Annotated in this window: 7 protein-coding genes; 4 read left to right on the top strand and 3 right to left on the bottom strand. The window is 42.7% G+C overall.

The genetic code is table 11. The features are described 5' to 3' along the window. Positions 1-5 precede the first annotated feature (5 nt). The 3 genes from AC1DQW_RS12200 (at position 6) to AC1DQW_RS12190 (ending at position 7,417) form a co-directional block, all read left to right on the top strand. Positions 6-1,661, top strand: a complete 1,656-nt coding sequence (locus AC1DQW_RS12200) for an eCIS core domain-containing protein (RefSeq protein ID WP_477454336.1) — start codon at positions 6-8, stop codon at positions 1,659-1,661. Between the two features lie 111 nt (positions 1,662-1,772). Then, positions 1,773-6,860: an eCIS core domain-containing protein gene (locus AC1DQW_RS12195; protein ID WP_477454335.1), complete on the top strand. Its 5,088-nt coding sequence runs from the start codon at positions 1,773-1,775 to the stop codon at positions 6,858-6,860. Positions 6,861-6,862: 2 nt separating this feature from the next. Next, positions 6,863-7,417, top strand: a complete 555-nt coding sequence (locus AC1DQW_RS12190; protein WP_477454334.1) for an imm11 family protein — start codon at positions 6,863-6,865, stop codon at positions 7,415-7,417. A gap of 3 nt (positions 7,418-7,420) precedes the next feature. Here AC1DQW_RS12190 and AC1DQW_RS12185 read toward each other — a convergent pair whose 3' ends face one another. From AC1DQW_RS12185 to AC1DQW_RS12175, 3 genes are all read right to left on the bottom strand, one after another. Beyond that, positions 7,421-8,206, bottom strand: coding sequence for a response regulator transcription factor (locus tag AC1DQW_RS12185; RefSeq protein ID WP_477454333.1), 786 nt, complete (start codon positions 8,204-8,206; stop codon positions 7,421-7,423). A 602-nt stretch (positions 8,207-8,808) separates the two neighbouring features. After that, complete coding sequence (locus AC1DQW_RS12180; protein ID WP_477454332.1) at positions 8,809-11,214, bottom strand: glycoside hydrolase family 127 protein; 2,406 nt, start codon at positions 11,212-11,214, stop codon at positions 8,809-8,811. Between the two features lie 6 nt (positions 11,215-11,220). Then, positions 11,221-13,590: a beta-L-arabinofuranosidase domain-containing protein gene (locus tag AC1DQW_RS12175; protein ID WP_477454331.1), complete on the bottom strand. Its 2,370-nt coding sequence runs from the start codon at positions 13,588-13,590 to the stop codon at positions 11,221-11,223. A 316-nt stretch (positions 13,591-13,906) separates the two neighbouring features. Here AC1DQW_RS12175 and AC1DQW_RS12170 point away from each other — a divergent pair, with 316 nt between their 5' ends. Continuing rightward, positions 13,907-16,930 carry a SusC/RagA family TonB-linked outer membrane protein gene (locus AC1DQW_RS12170; RefSeq protein WP_477454330.1) on the top strand — a complete coding sequence of 1,008 codons (3,024 nt, stop codon included), beginning with the start codon at positions 13,907-13,909 and terminating at the stop codon, positions 16,928-16,930. The last annotated feature ends 26 nt before the right edge of the window (positions 16,931-16,956 follow it).

The following is a 16,956-nucleotide window of genomic DNA, read 5'->3' as shown; positions in this document are numbered from 1 at the left end:
ATTTTGTGAAAAAAGTTGTTGCTTCAGAACCCGTCGCTACTGCTGCTGCAACCGTACAGCAGCAAGGTTTGCCACAAGATGTGTCGTCTGAAGGAAATGTGGCTGGCTTGTTTCTTCAGGCTAAATTAACTGTTGGCGCACCTGATGACCCACTCGAACATGAAGCCGATACTGTTGCAGATAAGGTGGTGAATATGCCCGGGAGTACATTTGTTCAGCGTAAAGCACACTTTGCTGAGGGGGGGGAAGTACAGCATAACTCGCTTACACAATCAGTTCAAAAGAAAACCGATATTGCTGGTACAGCGGTGCCCGCTAATGTAAGCGGGCAAATTGAATCATCAAAGGGGAGCGGTGATACTATGGATAGGGGAACTAAAAGCTTTATGGAAAGCCGTTTTGGAACCGAATTTTCGGATGTTAAAATTCATGCGGATGCCGGGTCAAGCCAACTTTCAAAAGCTTTGAATGCACAGGCATTTACCATAGGAAAAGATATTTATTTTAACCAGGACAAATATAATCCTGGCACCGAGAGCGGGAAGAGATTGCTGGCCCATGAACTTACCCATACTATTCAGCAGGGAGACACTCCTCAGTTGGTTCAAAGAGATACGGATGTTGTTAATATGCCGCCAATAACAATAACTGCAGGCATGCCAGATACAAGTTCATTGTCTACACCGGTCCCTGCTGGTAGTATGACAGCAAGCAGACCACAGGCGGATATTGAGTTAAATAGCCAGCTACCAGAAACTGTTTTACCTTTTACAGCCGGCGGATGGGATGGAAATGATATTGCCAACAAGCTGGGGCAGTATGATCGTATTCCGGGTACTGATAGCGATGCTGTTCGTTGTGTGCAGTCGGTGGCGTTAATGAGTCATATTTTAATGGGTCCCGCTGCTGCAATAAGTTACTTATCTGCAATCTCGCTGCAGGGGCTTTTACAGGCGCCCCAGGTTGGCACACGGGAACGAACTGCAATGAGGGTCATTGATTTTGTTAAATCAAGAATTACAAGCAGGCAGGCTACTTATGGCAATATGTATTGGGCAATGGAGGCAGTACATGATCTCTTTTTTGCCGATAATGTTGGTACGCCTGCTGCAAATGCCAATACAGTTCGTAGCCAGATAACCCCGGGTTTCGATTTGTCCCAAAATATGGTGAATATGGATGTTTGGTGCAATAACAGGGCAGAGTTGTTAACCCAGGCATCATCACTCAATCCAGGTGAGCAATTAATGCTAAATACATGGGCGGTAAGCTTTAATTCAACGTTTGATATGGCAGGTTTGCCAACTACACAACAAAGCAGTACAATTACCCAGGTTGATGAACAAGGCAATCACCCAAGAAACGTTTTTATAAGGAGGATTGATGCTTCACATAAACCCAGGGCAAATCAAATAGATAATAACAGGGATAGTAAAGCAGGGCATCAGATGCTTATTTATAAAGATTCTGCAGATAGTCACATTAAAATGTATGAGCCCGAAATTACAACATCAGGGATGCATTTGTTTGATCTTACAACAGACCCTTCTGTAATCGACACTTCGCTTTTTGATGATCAGCCACGATTTGAATTATATCATTACCTTCAAATCTGGGGTAAGATTGTCCCCTCTGCATTAACTGCCCCAATTAGTCCTTAATGGTGTTGATAGTGTAAAAGCAGATATAGGCAAAATTTCTAAGTAGCTTTGTATACAGCTTGTACATTACAGTTTAAAACGCTTGTGTTTTTATAAACAAATATTTCTTTAGTGAAGGAGAGTGCAGTTAATGAGGCTGTTACTACCCCTGCTGCAATCGTTCAACCTCAAGGCTTGCAGCAACATGATGTATTACCTGTTGAAACCGGGTTCGGTTCGTTCTTTCAGGCTAAGCTAAGTGTGGGGGCACCGGATGATCCGCTGGAAAAGGAGGCGGATGATACGGCTGATCGTGTTACGCGTATGCCCGAGGCATCATTTATCCAACGAAAATGCGCTCATTGCGACGAAGAAGAAAAGATCAACAGAAAAGAAATTAGTCCCACTCCGCAGTTAATACAACGGGACGGTGAAAACGAAGAAACTCCACAGCCACAACAACAAACCACCCCAGCGGCGCCGCTTCCTTTCCATTTAATCAATCCTGCAGAGCTTCAGCTGCGTGTACCGCAACTACCCCGAATTTCGCTTTTCCCAACAAGGCTTCCATCTACAGGGGTAACAACACTTTCTATGTCAGATACCGGGGCAACCGCTGCTCCAGCCAATGCTATAGACTGGTTTGCCATGAACCGCCCGTTTTGGAACAGGGGAGCGGGGCAAATCTCGGATGGTGATTTTAGCGCAATTGAAACTCACTGGAATTACTCCTTTCAGTTTTTTCGCTCAATTGGTGCTTCTGCCGGCCATGCAACGTTCTTCTCAAATTTGCTGGTCCCCATGGCTATCGATTCTTCATTGCAACGGGATCATCCTACTTGGTGGGAAACGACAGATCATGAATTAGGGACATCAACAAAAATTATAAGTCCAACTTTACTGCGTTTTGATCTCGATAATCTTTTTGGTACCGTCAAGCCCATCTGGGATCCGTCTAATCCATACCAGATCCAGCGGAAAAGTGAGGCATCTGCTCCCGGAGTTGCCAGTGAAAATACAACAGCCCAAATCAACTCTTCCAAAAATAGCGGAAGCCCCATGCCCGAACATACCCAAAGCTTTATGGAAAGCAGGTTTGGGTATGATTTTTCGGATGTAAGGATTCACGCAGGTAACGATGCCGCAAATATGTCGCGTGATTTAAATGCGAAAGCCTTCACAGTAGGTAATAATATATATTTTAATCATGGAAATTTTTCGCCTGATACATTTGGCGGGAAACAACTGCTTGCACATGAGTTAACCCACACATTACAACAGGGCGGAAGTAGTGTAAAAACGAAGCCCTTGCAGAAAAATGTTTCTGAAAGCACTGTAACTAACCAAACGGAATCTTTTATTCAGCGAAAATTAAACCACGCTGGGGCTGTACAGTTAGAAACAAGTGCTGCACCTCAAACCGAAATTAAGCCCGATGTTCATGATCAAAAAAGTATAACAGGTTTACAATCCGTCTATAATGCTGTGCCGCCTGATGATTCCCTTCCAACTCCAACTACAACCGGAAGCATAGGTATCCAAACGAAGGAGGATTTTAGCAGTATGGGTAGAGCTGATACCCCTGCTGATTTTTTGCAGTCACAAGCAATCCAAACAGATATTGAGCCTAAAAACATTCCTGGGGTTAACTTCATTCAGCGAAAATGTGTTGCATGTGAACAGGATGAAAAAATACAACGTAAAGAATCTCCGGGCGTTTTTACTTCAATTCAGCAACCTCTGCAGGTTGCCGGTATCAATAATGTTTCGAATACTCCACAGCAGCGTATTCAAAGAAATGCTTTCACTTCTGCATTGGGTAGTGCCTGGGATGCTACGGGCGGCAGAGTTGTATCGGCTGTTGGGGACGCCGCTTCAAGCGCAATTGAGTGGGTTGAAGACCAAGCCGAAAGTATCATTGAAAGAATAGCTCCTGGTTTACTTGATTTTTTGAGGGGCGACATTATTGATAACATTAAGAATTTACTGGCGCGTGCTGTTGATGCTGCAACCGGTGGTTTATTCAGCAGGTTGCAGGCAGAAGGCTTGCAGGGCATACTTGAGGATTTTATAAGCAGCCTGATTGATACCGTTTCCGGAGGTATTGAAAGGGGATGCCAGGCTTTTGCTGTGCTCGCCCAAAAAATACTTGATTTTATAAGAACGTTGGGCGGTGCAGCCCTGCAGCGAATCCGGTCCTTTTTTCAACAGGTTGGCGGCTTGTTATCCTCTTTTTGGAACAACTTTGCTTTGCCGATATGGGATGCCATTAAGGCTGTCGCCGGCACTGTTTGGGAATGGATTACCAGTACAGCAGCCTGGTTATGGGAATTGATAAGGCCTATACGCGAAACCATTGCACGGGCCTGGAACTGGCTGATGCGGCAGTTCGGCATAGCCTGGCGGGCGGGCGGCTCGGTACTTGATTGGATAAAGGGAAAAGCCGAGCAAGCCTGGAACTGGCTGATGGAAGCCATAGAGCCAATTAAAACCCCGCTGATAGTTATTGGCGGCATTTTGCTCATGCTATCGCCATTGGGGCCGGTTGTAGCAATTGGCGCCGGGGCTTATGCCATTTACCGGGGCGTTCAATGGGTTCGCGCCAACTGGAATAGTGAAGTTTTCGTTCGCTTCAGGGCGTATCTGCAGGAGAATATACTGGATGTAATTACTTCAGGAATTGAGACACTTAAAAATAATGTTGTTGGCGCTTTTAACTGGGTAGCCAATACATTGCTATCGCTGCAGGAACCAATAGTTTCACTTTTGGAAAATATTGGCGCTATTGCGGTTTTCAGGTTTATACAGCGTGGTATTCAAAATTTTGCAAATATAATCAGGCGGGTAGTAACCTGGGCCGGGGCAAGGCTTACCGAAATTGGGCACCACATCATTAACGTAGCCAGGGACATCTGGGAATTTATTCGCCCGTATGCGGAAATTGTTGCAAAACTTGCTTTCCTGGCTATAAATCCATGGTTAATCCCTATTGTACTGGCCGCCTGGGCCTGGAGGGTATTGCCGGATTGCTTTAAGCCACCTATCATCAATTTTGTGATCCAGATTATGATAAGTGTTTTGCAGAATTTGCCGGATTTTAAGTTATTTGGCGATACCTGGCCACAGGTTAAGTTACAAATTATTCAATTTTTGCAAAGAACTTTAGCAGCCGAAGAAGAAGAAAAAATTGCAGCTGCAAACAGGGTAGCCCGTATGGTTTCAGAACTTGACCTGGAATTGATTAGTAACCAGATTGAAGCTGCACGGCTAATGCCCGGTGAGTTTGAAGGGCAAATGGAAGAGGAACTATTAGGGGCAGATTTAACGGTTCCATTGCCATTTGAAAGAACTGAAGAACCAACGCTGATGCAACAGGTGCAATCATCGGGGGTTGAAAGTGAAATTGCTGCCGAGGATATGAGCTTATTCCAAAAAAGCACGTATACCCAAAGTGATATAGATGTTGACCAGGTAGCTCCCCTTGAGCTTGAACCTGAACTGGTTCAATCAATTTTACACAGGACCGGTAGTAGTGGGGGTGAGGTGGAATTTGGCAACTCAACAGACAGTACAAGAACTGTTCATGATATATTGGGGGGAATGCTTCCGCAGGATGGAACTTCAGGTACCGGCGGGGTGGGTATTCCGGTTGTAGGGGCAGTCCCTGATTCGACTGATGTTGCCCAACCTGCCATTGATGCGGCTCAGCAAGGTCCTCCGTTATCCCGTGAAGAAGAAACTGAAAGCCGGCTACAGGAAATGATGGTGCAAAGTGAGCAAAATATGCTTTCGCAGGCTTGTAATGCATCGCAGGAGCATGCTGGCGGACAGGCAGAAACAACAACACCGTTTCCCGAATCCGCTAAATTTGGTCCGCTCAGCCGTGGTCAGCGTGCACGTTACACCTTAAACCAAATGTATACAGGTTTGCGGCGATGGTTTGGCTGTAACAGCAGTTGGCTTATACCCACCATTATCGGGGCTATAGTATTACTGGTTGTTGCCGAGGTTTTAACCGGCGGCGCGGTTACTGCAGCATTACCTGTAATTATGGAAGCGGTTACAACCATAATGATTGGGGTGGCTGTTGTAAGAGGAGCCTATTACCTTGGCGAGTATGTTTACAAATCAATAGCCGGTGATATTATAGGAGCTGCAAAATCATTGGCGCGTTCAATTGCAGTTGCCGCTGTTGAAGCCATTTTTGCTTTACTTGGCAGTGATGCCTTCTGGAAATCATTAAAGTCTGGAGCGGCGGCTGTTGGCCGTGTGGTAGCCCGCGCCGGTCGCGCAGTGGGGCGTGCTTTTCCGACACTTGGCAGAGCCGGAAGAGCCATATTATCCTCAATTCACGCTGTTGTTGAAAGGGGGCGACTGATCATGCGCGGAATAGGCGAGCGCGCCGGCAGAGGTATGAAAACGCTGGATGAATTTGCTGAAAGATTGTTTTCACGGGTTCGTTTCAGGAGGTTTAGGATCAGGTTTGAAAGGCGGAGGTTTCTGCTTGAAGGATACATTAATCCCTGGGTATTGCTGGCAACAGGTGATGTTGAATTTATTGAGCAGGGCGATCTGCGTGTTGTAGGTGCTGCTGATGATACAGCAAGATTAGGCGACGATGTATTTATACGCGGAGGAAGACAAAGAGGGATTGTTGTTGGGGTTGAAAGCAACCCGCGCCAGTTTATTGACGACATTAATTCCTTATCACAAAACGCCAGGCGAGACCTGCAGCGCGATTTAAGACGGGTAGGGAACAGGCAGGCGCGTCGTGCTGTTATTGAGATGCGGGAGAGTACTGCCGAGCTTAGAAGAGGAATTGCTGGCCTGCAACCAGGTAGCTTCCAGGCTCATCATGTTATTCCGAGAGAACTGCGGTCAACTTTTCAGGATTTGTTTGATAGGGTGATTCCACCGTTTAATATTGAAGATGGTTTGCGAAACGGTATCATGGTTCCGCCGGATGCCGCCACTTTAGCCGATGCTATCTTAATCAACCCGAATGTGGCAACACATTTTGGTAATAGTGCTTTTCACCTGGGCTCGCACCCAAATTATACTTTATTGGTGCAAACAAGGTTAACTTCCATACGGTCAGGCTTACATGCCGGAACCATAACCCCAGGCCAGGCACGTGTATTAATAGACGATTTGATAAGAGATGCACGCGTAAGTATAACAAATGGTGCAGGGGTGAGTTTAAATAACATAGTATTTTAATAATGGTTTATAAACAACTTTTACCCTGGGCAGATGAGGACGTGTTAGAATTTAACAGGTTTGAATGCGCTGCTTCATTTAACCAAAAAATGTATAAGGGCCTGCCCATAAATGATGAGCCTGCCCCACAGATTTTCATTAAAGACCCATCAAAAAAAATACCCGATTTTTTATCCGGGATAGGAATGGTTTTACCGGTTACCTCGGTTAAGGCTACAAACTTTTTTAAGGCCTTGGCCGACGCAAAATTCATTCAGTTTATTAAGCCTGAAATGATTAACTATGAAAAAAAAGAAGAGTTCACCATTTTAAACATTTTGTACGTACTCGATGCTTTAGATTGGGACAGATCAGATTACGACCTATTTGATGAACCTGGCCCCGGCGGTAACAAAGTGATCAGAAAAATGAGAAAATTAATTTTAAAAGAAGATGTAATAAACGGAAGAAATATTTTTTACCTAAAGGAGTTTCCTTCAGTTGTTTATATATCTGAAAAACTTGAAAATGAAATAATAAAATCCGGAATTAAAAACTTCAGAACGCTTCCTGTTTAAAAATCAAAGCGTCCCGTTTTTTACAGCCCTGTCAACAAGTTGCAAAATGTTTTTACAGTTTGATCTGCTCAGCATATTTCGCCTGTGATTATTGATGGTGTGGATACTTATATTAAGCTCTTCGGCTATCTCTTTACTGCCCAGTCCTTTACTGGCGAGCTTTAAAACATCAACCTCCCGTTTACTAAGTAAATCATTGCTATCTTTTGAATAGTAGCACTTATTTTCTACTACACGCCTTTGCCTTTTTTCGTCAAACTGCTCAATAAGGTGGTTTATTTTTGAATCATTTTTAAAATAAGTGATATCAGTTAATGAATTAATTGACGCAACAGGTATCCGGTCATATTCATTAAAAAGATAACGGGTTCGCTGGATTACAACAGACCATGCATTACTGAAATTTTTAACCCTGAAATTTGTAGTGAAAATATATTGACAGCTATTTTCCTTGGTATGATGTGCCAGGAATGACATTTGATCAGGAAATATCTGCTCGTTAAAAATACTAAGATCCTCTTTATTCCGAATTTCGTTCAAAAATGAAGGACTTGTTTTAAATAGAAAATCTGAAGAATATCCAAGAAACTTATCCATGTTAAAAAGCCGGAAAGAATAGGAGTTTTCCGTGTAGTCAATTGAATATAACACCGAAGGAAATAAATCTTTGTTTAAAGATTCATGGTCAAACTGGGATAATAATTCTGGCACTTCGGGAACGTGCGTCCCATTTCTTTTGCGGGAATACTTTAAAAAATCATAATAGGATGATTGATAATTATCTTTCATAGCGGGATGATTTGTGTAAAGGTTTATAACTGTTTCTTAGTTAGAAAAAACTCATTTTGCTTGTTAATCTTTAATAAATTTATGTAAGTAAATATAGGATAGAAATGATTTTTGATTAAGCGTATAACTACGTGAATTTCTACGTAGTAGTACCCGAGTTCATGAATTACTTTACAGTGGTCAAGTCGTAATGCGATCAATAGTATCAAAACATCAGGGCAAATCTTTAATCTTATAGCGTCTGCATCGGTTTTAGATTGGTAAAAGGATGATACTTTTCCTTGTAATATTTTAAACAGGTTGGTACACTACCATCTATATACAACACAACTATTATATAATGTAATCTTTTTAGGGGCGAAAAGATATTTAATCACAACTTAGGTTGTGCTAATTTAAGTAAAAAATATTCAAGATCAATACGAGTTTTAGGGTATTTGATTGTTTATTATTTAACTACAGTATTTGATTGGATTTTTGGGAGTGATGTGCAACCTGATAAAAGCAAAGTTTACCTGACTTAAAACAGAAAACCCGGCTGGCAGTAATTTTACCAATCGGGTTTTCTGTTTTAAAAAAGCTTTTATTTTATTGTTGCTCTATCATTTTATAGCCCATTCATGTATTCCTGTTGAATTATCGACGGGTAATTTAACTTCTATACGTAAAGCGGTTGTATTTACGGGCTCAAACGTTACTGTATTAAAATTATCCTTGCTTATGGTGTATGGTATTGTGTTTTTTACTGGTACCCATTGCCCGTCTTTTTTATACAGGATCTGATAGGAAACAGGTATGCGGCACCCGCCCCATGGACCATCATCATACCAGTAAACTTTCGATTCGCTAACAGTATGCGGCGCATCAAAATCATACTGCACGTATTCGCTGGTGTTGTGTGCAGGCCACCAGTGGAGGTAAGGGTAGTTTGTATCGCCCGAACCGGCCGGTTCATACTGATCTTTTATAGCCGGATACATTCTTTTGTTTTTTAATGATGATGTCACTGTGCTGTTGCTGGCAATGGTAGGGGCTGGTTTTGGCCTTGATGCCGATGCTTCATAAGGGATCCAAACAGTCATTTCGCTGGGGCCGCGGTTTGCCCAGGCATAGTAGGGGATGGCCTTTACCTGCTGGTCGGTTTCGGTTAGTTTATCGCTGTTGAGCTGTCTTTTGGTGCTTTTGCCTTCGGTATTTATAACATCTACGCCGTTTAACAGGTCGGCCTGGTAATTAGCGTTTGCGATAGCATTTTTGTCGATCAGTATATTCTGAACAAGACTGTCCCGGTTATCCGGACCTTCCAGGCAGTAAACAATTGGTCCGCGTTCAAAAGCAAAGCGGTCTTTATCATCTTTCACCTTTTGGTTGGCCAAAACCTTTTCTGTTTCCATAGGCAGGTTAAGGGTCACCTTGTCTCCTTTTTTCCAGTTGCGTTTTATTACCGCGTATCCCTTCTCGCTTACAAATGAGGTAACTTTGCCATTTACTGATAAAACAACAGGTAATGGCGTTTTATCCATAAAAGTATATAAATCGCCCGGTACAGGCTGCTGCTTTGCCCAGCCTGGTATGCGTACCCTTAAAGTAAAGGCCGTTGCTTTTGCGGGATTAACCGTAATATCAACCTTGCCTTTCCATGGGTAATCCGTTGCCTGAACAATGTTTACATTACCCGATGCCAGCTTAATATTACTGGAGTTGCTCATGAACAGGTTAATATACAGGTCGTTTTTGTTTTTAGCATAAACGTAGCCGGGTAATGACGGTAAAAAGCGGGTCATGTTACTGATACAGCAGGCACAGCTTATCCATGCGCTGCGCTGGTGCTGATTCATGGAAGCCAGCGGATTTGGATAAAAGAACCTGTCGCCACTTAAAGAAACACCCGAGAGCAGGCCATTATAAAGCGTCCTTTCCAGTACATCAATATATTTGGAATCGCCATGCAGCAAAAACATGCGGTTATTCCAGTAAACATTACCAATGGCCGCGCAGGTTTCTGCATAGGCCGACATATTGGGCAACTGGTAGGCATCACCAAAAGCTTCACCGGCACCGGTTGCACCAATACCACCGGTGATATACAGTTTTTTATTTACCACATCTCCCCATATATCATCAATTGCTGCTAAATATTTGGTGTCGCCCGTTAAGGCGGCAATATCGGCCATACCGGTATACATATAAGCAGCCCTTACCGCATGGCCTTCGGCCTCATGCTGGTCAACCACCTTTTTATCTGCCTGGTTATACGCATCGCCTTTAGGGCCGCGTACATCAAGGAAAAATTTGGCCAGGTTAAGGTACTGTTTGTTGCCGGTAACACGGTACATTTTTGATAAGCCTATCTCTACTATCTGGTGGCCGGGATATTCTTCAATTTTTCCCGGTCCAAAGGTTTTTACCAGCAGGTCGGCATTTTTTATGGCGATGTTAAGGAGGGTGCGCTTGCCGGTAGCCTGGTAGTGGGCAACCGCGGCTTCGTATAAATGGCCGCAATTATACAACTCATGGCTCAATATTTCTTCGTTCACCCAGCGTTTATCACCAATCCATTCATGTAGTTTTTGGGCGTGAACCGTGCGGAAAGTATACAGGTAACCATCGGGCTCCTGTGCGGCGCCGATAATGCCGATAAGGGTATCAATATACTTATCCAGCGTAGGGTTGTTTTTGTTCTGCATGGAGTATGATGCGCCCTCAATAGCTTTGTAAACATCAGTGTCATCAAAGGGGAATTCGCTCAGCTTATCACCGTCCAGTTTTTTGGATGCCCTTAAAAAATTATCCATGCGCCCGTTTGCCTTGCATTGGGCAAGTACATAAGGTATGGTAACCCTGGCATTTACCTCCATTTTTGGTTGCCAAAAGTTATCATTAACATGCACGCTGGTAAAAGCTACCGGCTGAATAGGGTAATCCTTTTGTTGTGCAGTAACCCTGCTGCTTAAGCTTATAACTGATAACGACAGCAGGCAGGCCGCTGTTATTTTATTGATCATCATATTCATTTAGTTTTTAACCATGCGGCTACCATAAACCGGACCGGCGCTGTTATCTTTTTTAGGTAATAGTTTAATGCTTACTTTTTGTTTTCCTTTAGTTAGCTCAATGGGTATGGTGTAGCTGATATCATAAAAACGGCTTTCTTTATACTGGTTAAGGTCCTCGGTTGATAGTTTTATGCCATCTACCAGGATATCAAAGGTACGGCCCCGGTTATCCATTCCCCAGTAGGTATTAATCAGGGTGTTTTGTGCATTGGCATCAACCTTCATTTCATACAACAAAAACCCTCCGTTTTCTGTTGATCTCCATTTCTTTTGGTGGTCTTCTCCCGTAATAGCGTTTTCGCCGCTGAAATTATGATCCCGCTCGGGCTGCATTTCGCCTATGCGTAAAATATCTGTGGTACGGGCTTCCAGCTCCTGTTGTTTTTTCTTTTGTTCGTCATAGGCTTTTTGCTGTACTGCCCATGATTCTGGCGTAAATACATCCCAGTAAACAGAATAATATTCATTTTTAGTTTGATTGAAGGGCATTAGTTTAACCTCCGCCGGTTTCGAAATATTTTCGGTGCGAAAGCTCAATTGCTTCCTATCAACCATTTGAAGCCACTTATTAGGGTCGGTTTCGCTGGTAACAAAAACCGGGACACCTTTAAGCGGGTCGGGTTCTGTATTACCCAAAATACCGGCCAATAATACCGGGCCATAAAATATGGCGCGCCTGTTGGCATTATCAGGCATAGCCTCTGTATAAATAGTCTCGGGCGTGGCAAATTCAATTTTGTCGTTATTTTTCCATTTACGGTTTAAAACCAGGTAACCCTGGGCATCTGCGGTAACCAGTTGCTTTTTGCCGTTTATGCTGATAGCCGCGTTGCTGGTCCATTTAGGCTTACGGATGCGGATAGCCATTGTAACAGGTTTTAAAGTATTAACAGTAAAGGAAATATGATCGCCGGCCGGTAAACTGCTTTCCTGTTTTATAATTAAACCTTTGCCGCTCCATTTTAGTACCGATGGGATAAACAGGTTGATATACAAGCTGCCATCGGCGCCCCTGAAATAAATGCTTTCATTGTACTTTACATGGTTTTCCATGCCCGAGCCCACACAGCAGGTAAAAGTATCAAAGGGACTGCTGTACTCTTTTTTGCCGCCCATTCTTAAAGGTACAAAATAGCACATCATCCCGTTTTCGTGATTCTGAGACGCGAGGATATGATTGTACAATGCCTTTTCGTAATAATCCATTAGTGCTGCCGAAGGCTCAACCGCAAATAAATGCCTGGTTAATTTAAGCATATTATAGGTATTGCAGGTTTCGGTGGTATTCTCGGTAAGCTTATCATTTAGCTTGCCGGGCTCGCCTAAGTACTCATAATTACTGTTGCCGCCCGTGGCATAGGAGTGGTTATGCGTTACAGTTTCCCAAAAGAAATCGGCAATGACCTTATCTTTTTTGTCGCCGGTAAGCTCATACCGCCTTGCGCTGGCAATAACTTTAGGTATTTGTGTATTTGAATGCTTGCCGGGTAACACATCCTGTTTTGCGGCAAGCGGATCCAATATGCGCTTGTCGTAAAACTTGTATGATAGTTCAAGATATTTCTTATCGGCATTAATAGCATATAAATTAACAAGGGTTTCTGCCATGCCGCCGTATTCGCAAAGCAGCATTTTTTGCAGCTTGTCATCATCAAGGTTTTTGATGGTTTCGCCGGTCCAGTCGGCCATGCCCTTACATATTTTAAGCGCCTGTGTATTGTTGCAGTATAAATAGGCATCTAACAGGCCCGCCATAACCTTATGCACCGTATACCATGGCGACCAGCCGCCATTCAAATCAAATCCCCTTGATCGGATGTCTCCTTTGGCAACTTCGGCCCAAACCGTATCTTCTTTAGGTATGGCGCCCACATAGCCGGTTTTACGGGCTACCTGGCATTCATCCAGTTCTTTTACAATATAATTTACCCGTTTTAAAAATTCAGGATCGCGGGTTGAGGCGTAATGCATAGCAATAGCCGAAAGGTAATGCCCAAGGGTATGCCCGGCTAATCCGGACGACTCCCAGCCTTCATACATTTTTCCTTTGGGCTTTAAGCCCGAGTGCGAACGGAATGCAGATAATAAACGATCGGGCTCAATGGATAGCAAATACGCGGCGTCAACCCGCATGGCTTGTTTAAAGGGACTTTCCAGTAATGCTACATCTTTCAAATCAAAAGTATAGGCCTTAATCTCCGTTTGGGCTTTTACCTTCATCCGGGTGTCATTCCATTCGGGCACATATGATTGTGCCTGTGCAAATTCAGCTGTGGTTAAACCTGCAATAAGGCACATGTTTAATTTAAGCCACTTATTTATCAGCATAGTGTTTTGGTTTATGTATTCATAAAAATCAGTTTATAAAATTACCATGGCGTTATGAATAATTAGCCATGATAATTTGCAGGTATTAACCGGATTTTAACTGTTTTTTACCGGCTTAAACTTTTAGTAATAAAAGTCATGATTAAAGCTGATTTTATAGAAATATCATAATTTTTTAATGTTGTTGTAACAACAATGTTAATATACGGTAAGCTTTGGCAAATTTCTGCCAAAAATGGAATGTAGGGGCAAATAAATTTACAATTCTGAAAATCAGACTTGATTAAAATAAATTCTTAACCCCAAAAATTAGTTTATGAAACTAAAACCATTACTCAAACGGCTTATTTTACCTTTACTTTGCATGGTTGCGTTTTGTGGTAGCACATACGCCCAAACAATTGCATTAAAAGGAAAAGTATCTGACGATAAAGGCCAGCCAATACCCGGCGTGTCTGTCAGGCTAAAAGGCACCAATAAAGGTGTAAGTACCAATGCCAATGGTGCGTTCACTATTACTTACACAGGGACAGGTACACTTAGCATCACGGCTATAGGTTATGCCTCCAAAGAAGTAAAACTAACAGGCCAAACCGAGATTGATGTTGTTTTACCTGAAGACAATAAAACCTTAGGCGAAGTTGTTGTAACCGCGCTTGGCATAAAGCGGGATAAAAGAGTATTAACCTACAGCAGCCAGGAAATAAAAGGTGCCGAACTGGTACAGGGTAAAGATCCCAATATTGTTAATAATATTGCCGGCAAGGTATCGGGTGTGCAAATTACCAGCTCATCCGGTAATCCGGGTAGCTCTACACGTATTGTTATTCGTGGTGCTTCGTCATTTTATGGCGATAACAATGCTTTAATGGTTATAGATGGTATCCCTGTGGATAACAGCGAAACAGGCAATCTTAATTCCGGGCCGGGTACAAGCAGGATAGCCGATTTGGACCCCAATATAATCGAAAATATCAATGTTTTAAAAGGCGCTGCCGCTACTGCGCTCTACGGGTCACTGGGTGCAAACGGGGTAATTATTATTACCACCAAAACAGGTTCTGCTAACAGAAAACCTACTGTTAATTTTTCGTCCGATCTGTCATTTGAGAATCCATTACTGCCGCAAATCCAGAGTAAATACGCACAAGGTACAGGCGGCGTTTATTATAATGGTGATGCTATGAAAACCAGTACTTCCTGGGGCCCATTGATGGATACTTTAAAGATAAACGGGCAGGCTGCAAAAAAATATAATCAATCAGATCTGTTTTTTAAAACCGGCCATACCTATAATAATGTGGTTAGCATAAATGGCGGAGAACCTGCTTCTAATTACTTTATATCATATTCTAATTTCAATCAGCAGGGAACCGTACCAACTACCTCGTTTATCCGGAATTCGATATTTGCCAAATATGGAGCTCAGATCCTTCCTAATTTAACTACAACCTTCCAGTTAAATTATTCTAATTCTCAAAATGACCGCCTGCCCGAAGGATGGGCTTTAGAGAGTCCGGTGTGGACTATTTTTACCGCCCCTATATCGTACAACCTGCAGCCTTATGAAAATGCAGATGGTACACAGCGTCTGTATCGTTACTCACGAAACAATCCTTACTGGGCACTCGCTAATATCTCAAACAAATCGGGTGTAAACCGTTTTATGCCAACCTTTACCGCAGATTATAAACCGTTAAAATGGCTTACTATAACCGAAAGGTTTGGTGCCGACGTATATGCCGAACAGGATAAATACCATGAATCAGCAAACTCGGTATCCAACCCTAACGGACGTATTGTTGTTAATAATGCCAATTTCAGACAAATAAATAATGATTTGATCATAAGCGCAAATCATCAGTTTGGCGATTTTAGTATTGATGGTGTTATCGGGAACAATATTTTCTCTCAATACACACAAAGTTCTTACGCCAATGGTCTTGGGCTTTCGGTGGCCGATCTTGACAATATCAGCTCTGCTTCAACTGTTACCTTTTCTGAAAACCACGCCCTCATACGAAGGATTGGTTTCTACGCACAATCTAATATTGATTATAAGAAATTCCTTGTTTTATCCTTAACCGGGAGGTATGATGGAAGTTCGGTATTAGCAACCTCAAATAGCTTTTATCCTTATGGGTCTGCGGCCACCAGCTTTATATTTTCTGAATTTTTCTCAAGGGAGTTCCAGGATATCATGAACCTGGGTAAATTCAGGGTATCCTATGCCACGGTTGGCGGGAGTAATGTAGGGGCATATTCATTAACCACACCTTATTATAGCCAAACCATCCGTAACATTGCATTCCCTTACCAGGGACAATCAGGATTTTTACTGAGTCCAACATTGGGAAATCCTTTCCTGAAAAACGAAAGAATTAACGAGTTCGAAGTTGGTTTTGAAACCGGGTTTTTTAATAACAGGATAAGCCTGGAAGCTTCCTATTTTGCTAAAAAGACTACAACTGGTATAATTCCGGGCGTAAGTATTGCCCCTTCAACCGGCTATAACGGTACTACTGTAAACACCGGCGTAATGCAAAATAAAGGTATTGAGGTATTATTGGGCCTTGTACCTGTAAAAACCAAAGACTTTAACTGGAACGTGACCTTAAATTTTACGCGTACCAGGAATAAAGTACTTAGCATTTACGGTGATCTGGAGCAAATTGGAAATGGCTTTACTACTATTATTAAAGGCCAGCCATATGGAACAATATATGGTACCCGGTATGCGCGCAATACAGAGGGTAAGTTACTGATTGGCGATGACGGATTGCCTTATGCCGATGCTACACAAGGAGTTTTAGGTGATATAAACCCCAAATGGACCGGGGGAATTACCAATAACATCAGGTATAAGCAATTTAACCTCAGCTTCTTTTTTGATGTAAAAAAAGGCGGCGATATCCAGAATAACGTAGACGGATACGGATACTTTTACGGAACCCCTAAGGTAACCGAAAACAGGGGCCCAAGAGTTGTTCCAGGCATCATCGAATCAACAGGCCTGCCAAATACTATTTCGGTTAATGGCCAGGCTTACTACCAGCGTATAAATGGTATCACCGAATCTGTAATACAGGACGGTACTTACATTAAATTAAGAAATGTAAGCTTAGGCTATACTTTAAAACCATCATGGTTAAAGGGCAGCCCTTTCAAAACGGTTAATTTAAGTGTTACCGGGCGTAACCTGTGGATATACGCACCGCACTTTACAGGCGGCGATCCGGAAGTAAGTTCATTCGGTTCATCAAATGGCTCGCAGGGAATTTATTCATTCTCTACGCCAACATCAAGATCTATCGACTTCAGCTTAAAATTCTCACTTTAATAATCATTTATCAAATAAAAAATATC

This window comes from Mucilaginibacter sp. P5_A4, from assembly GCF_056400605.1.
This window is presented reverse-complemented; position numbering and strand designations above follow the sequence as displayed.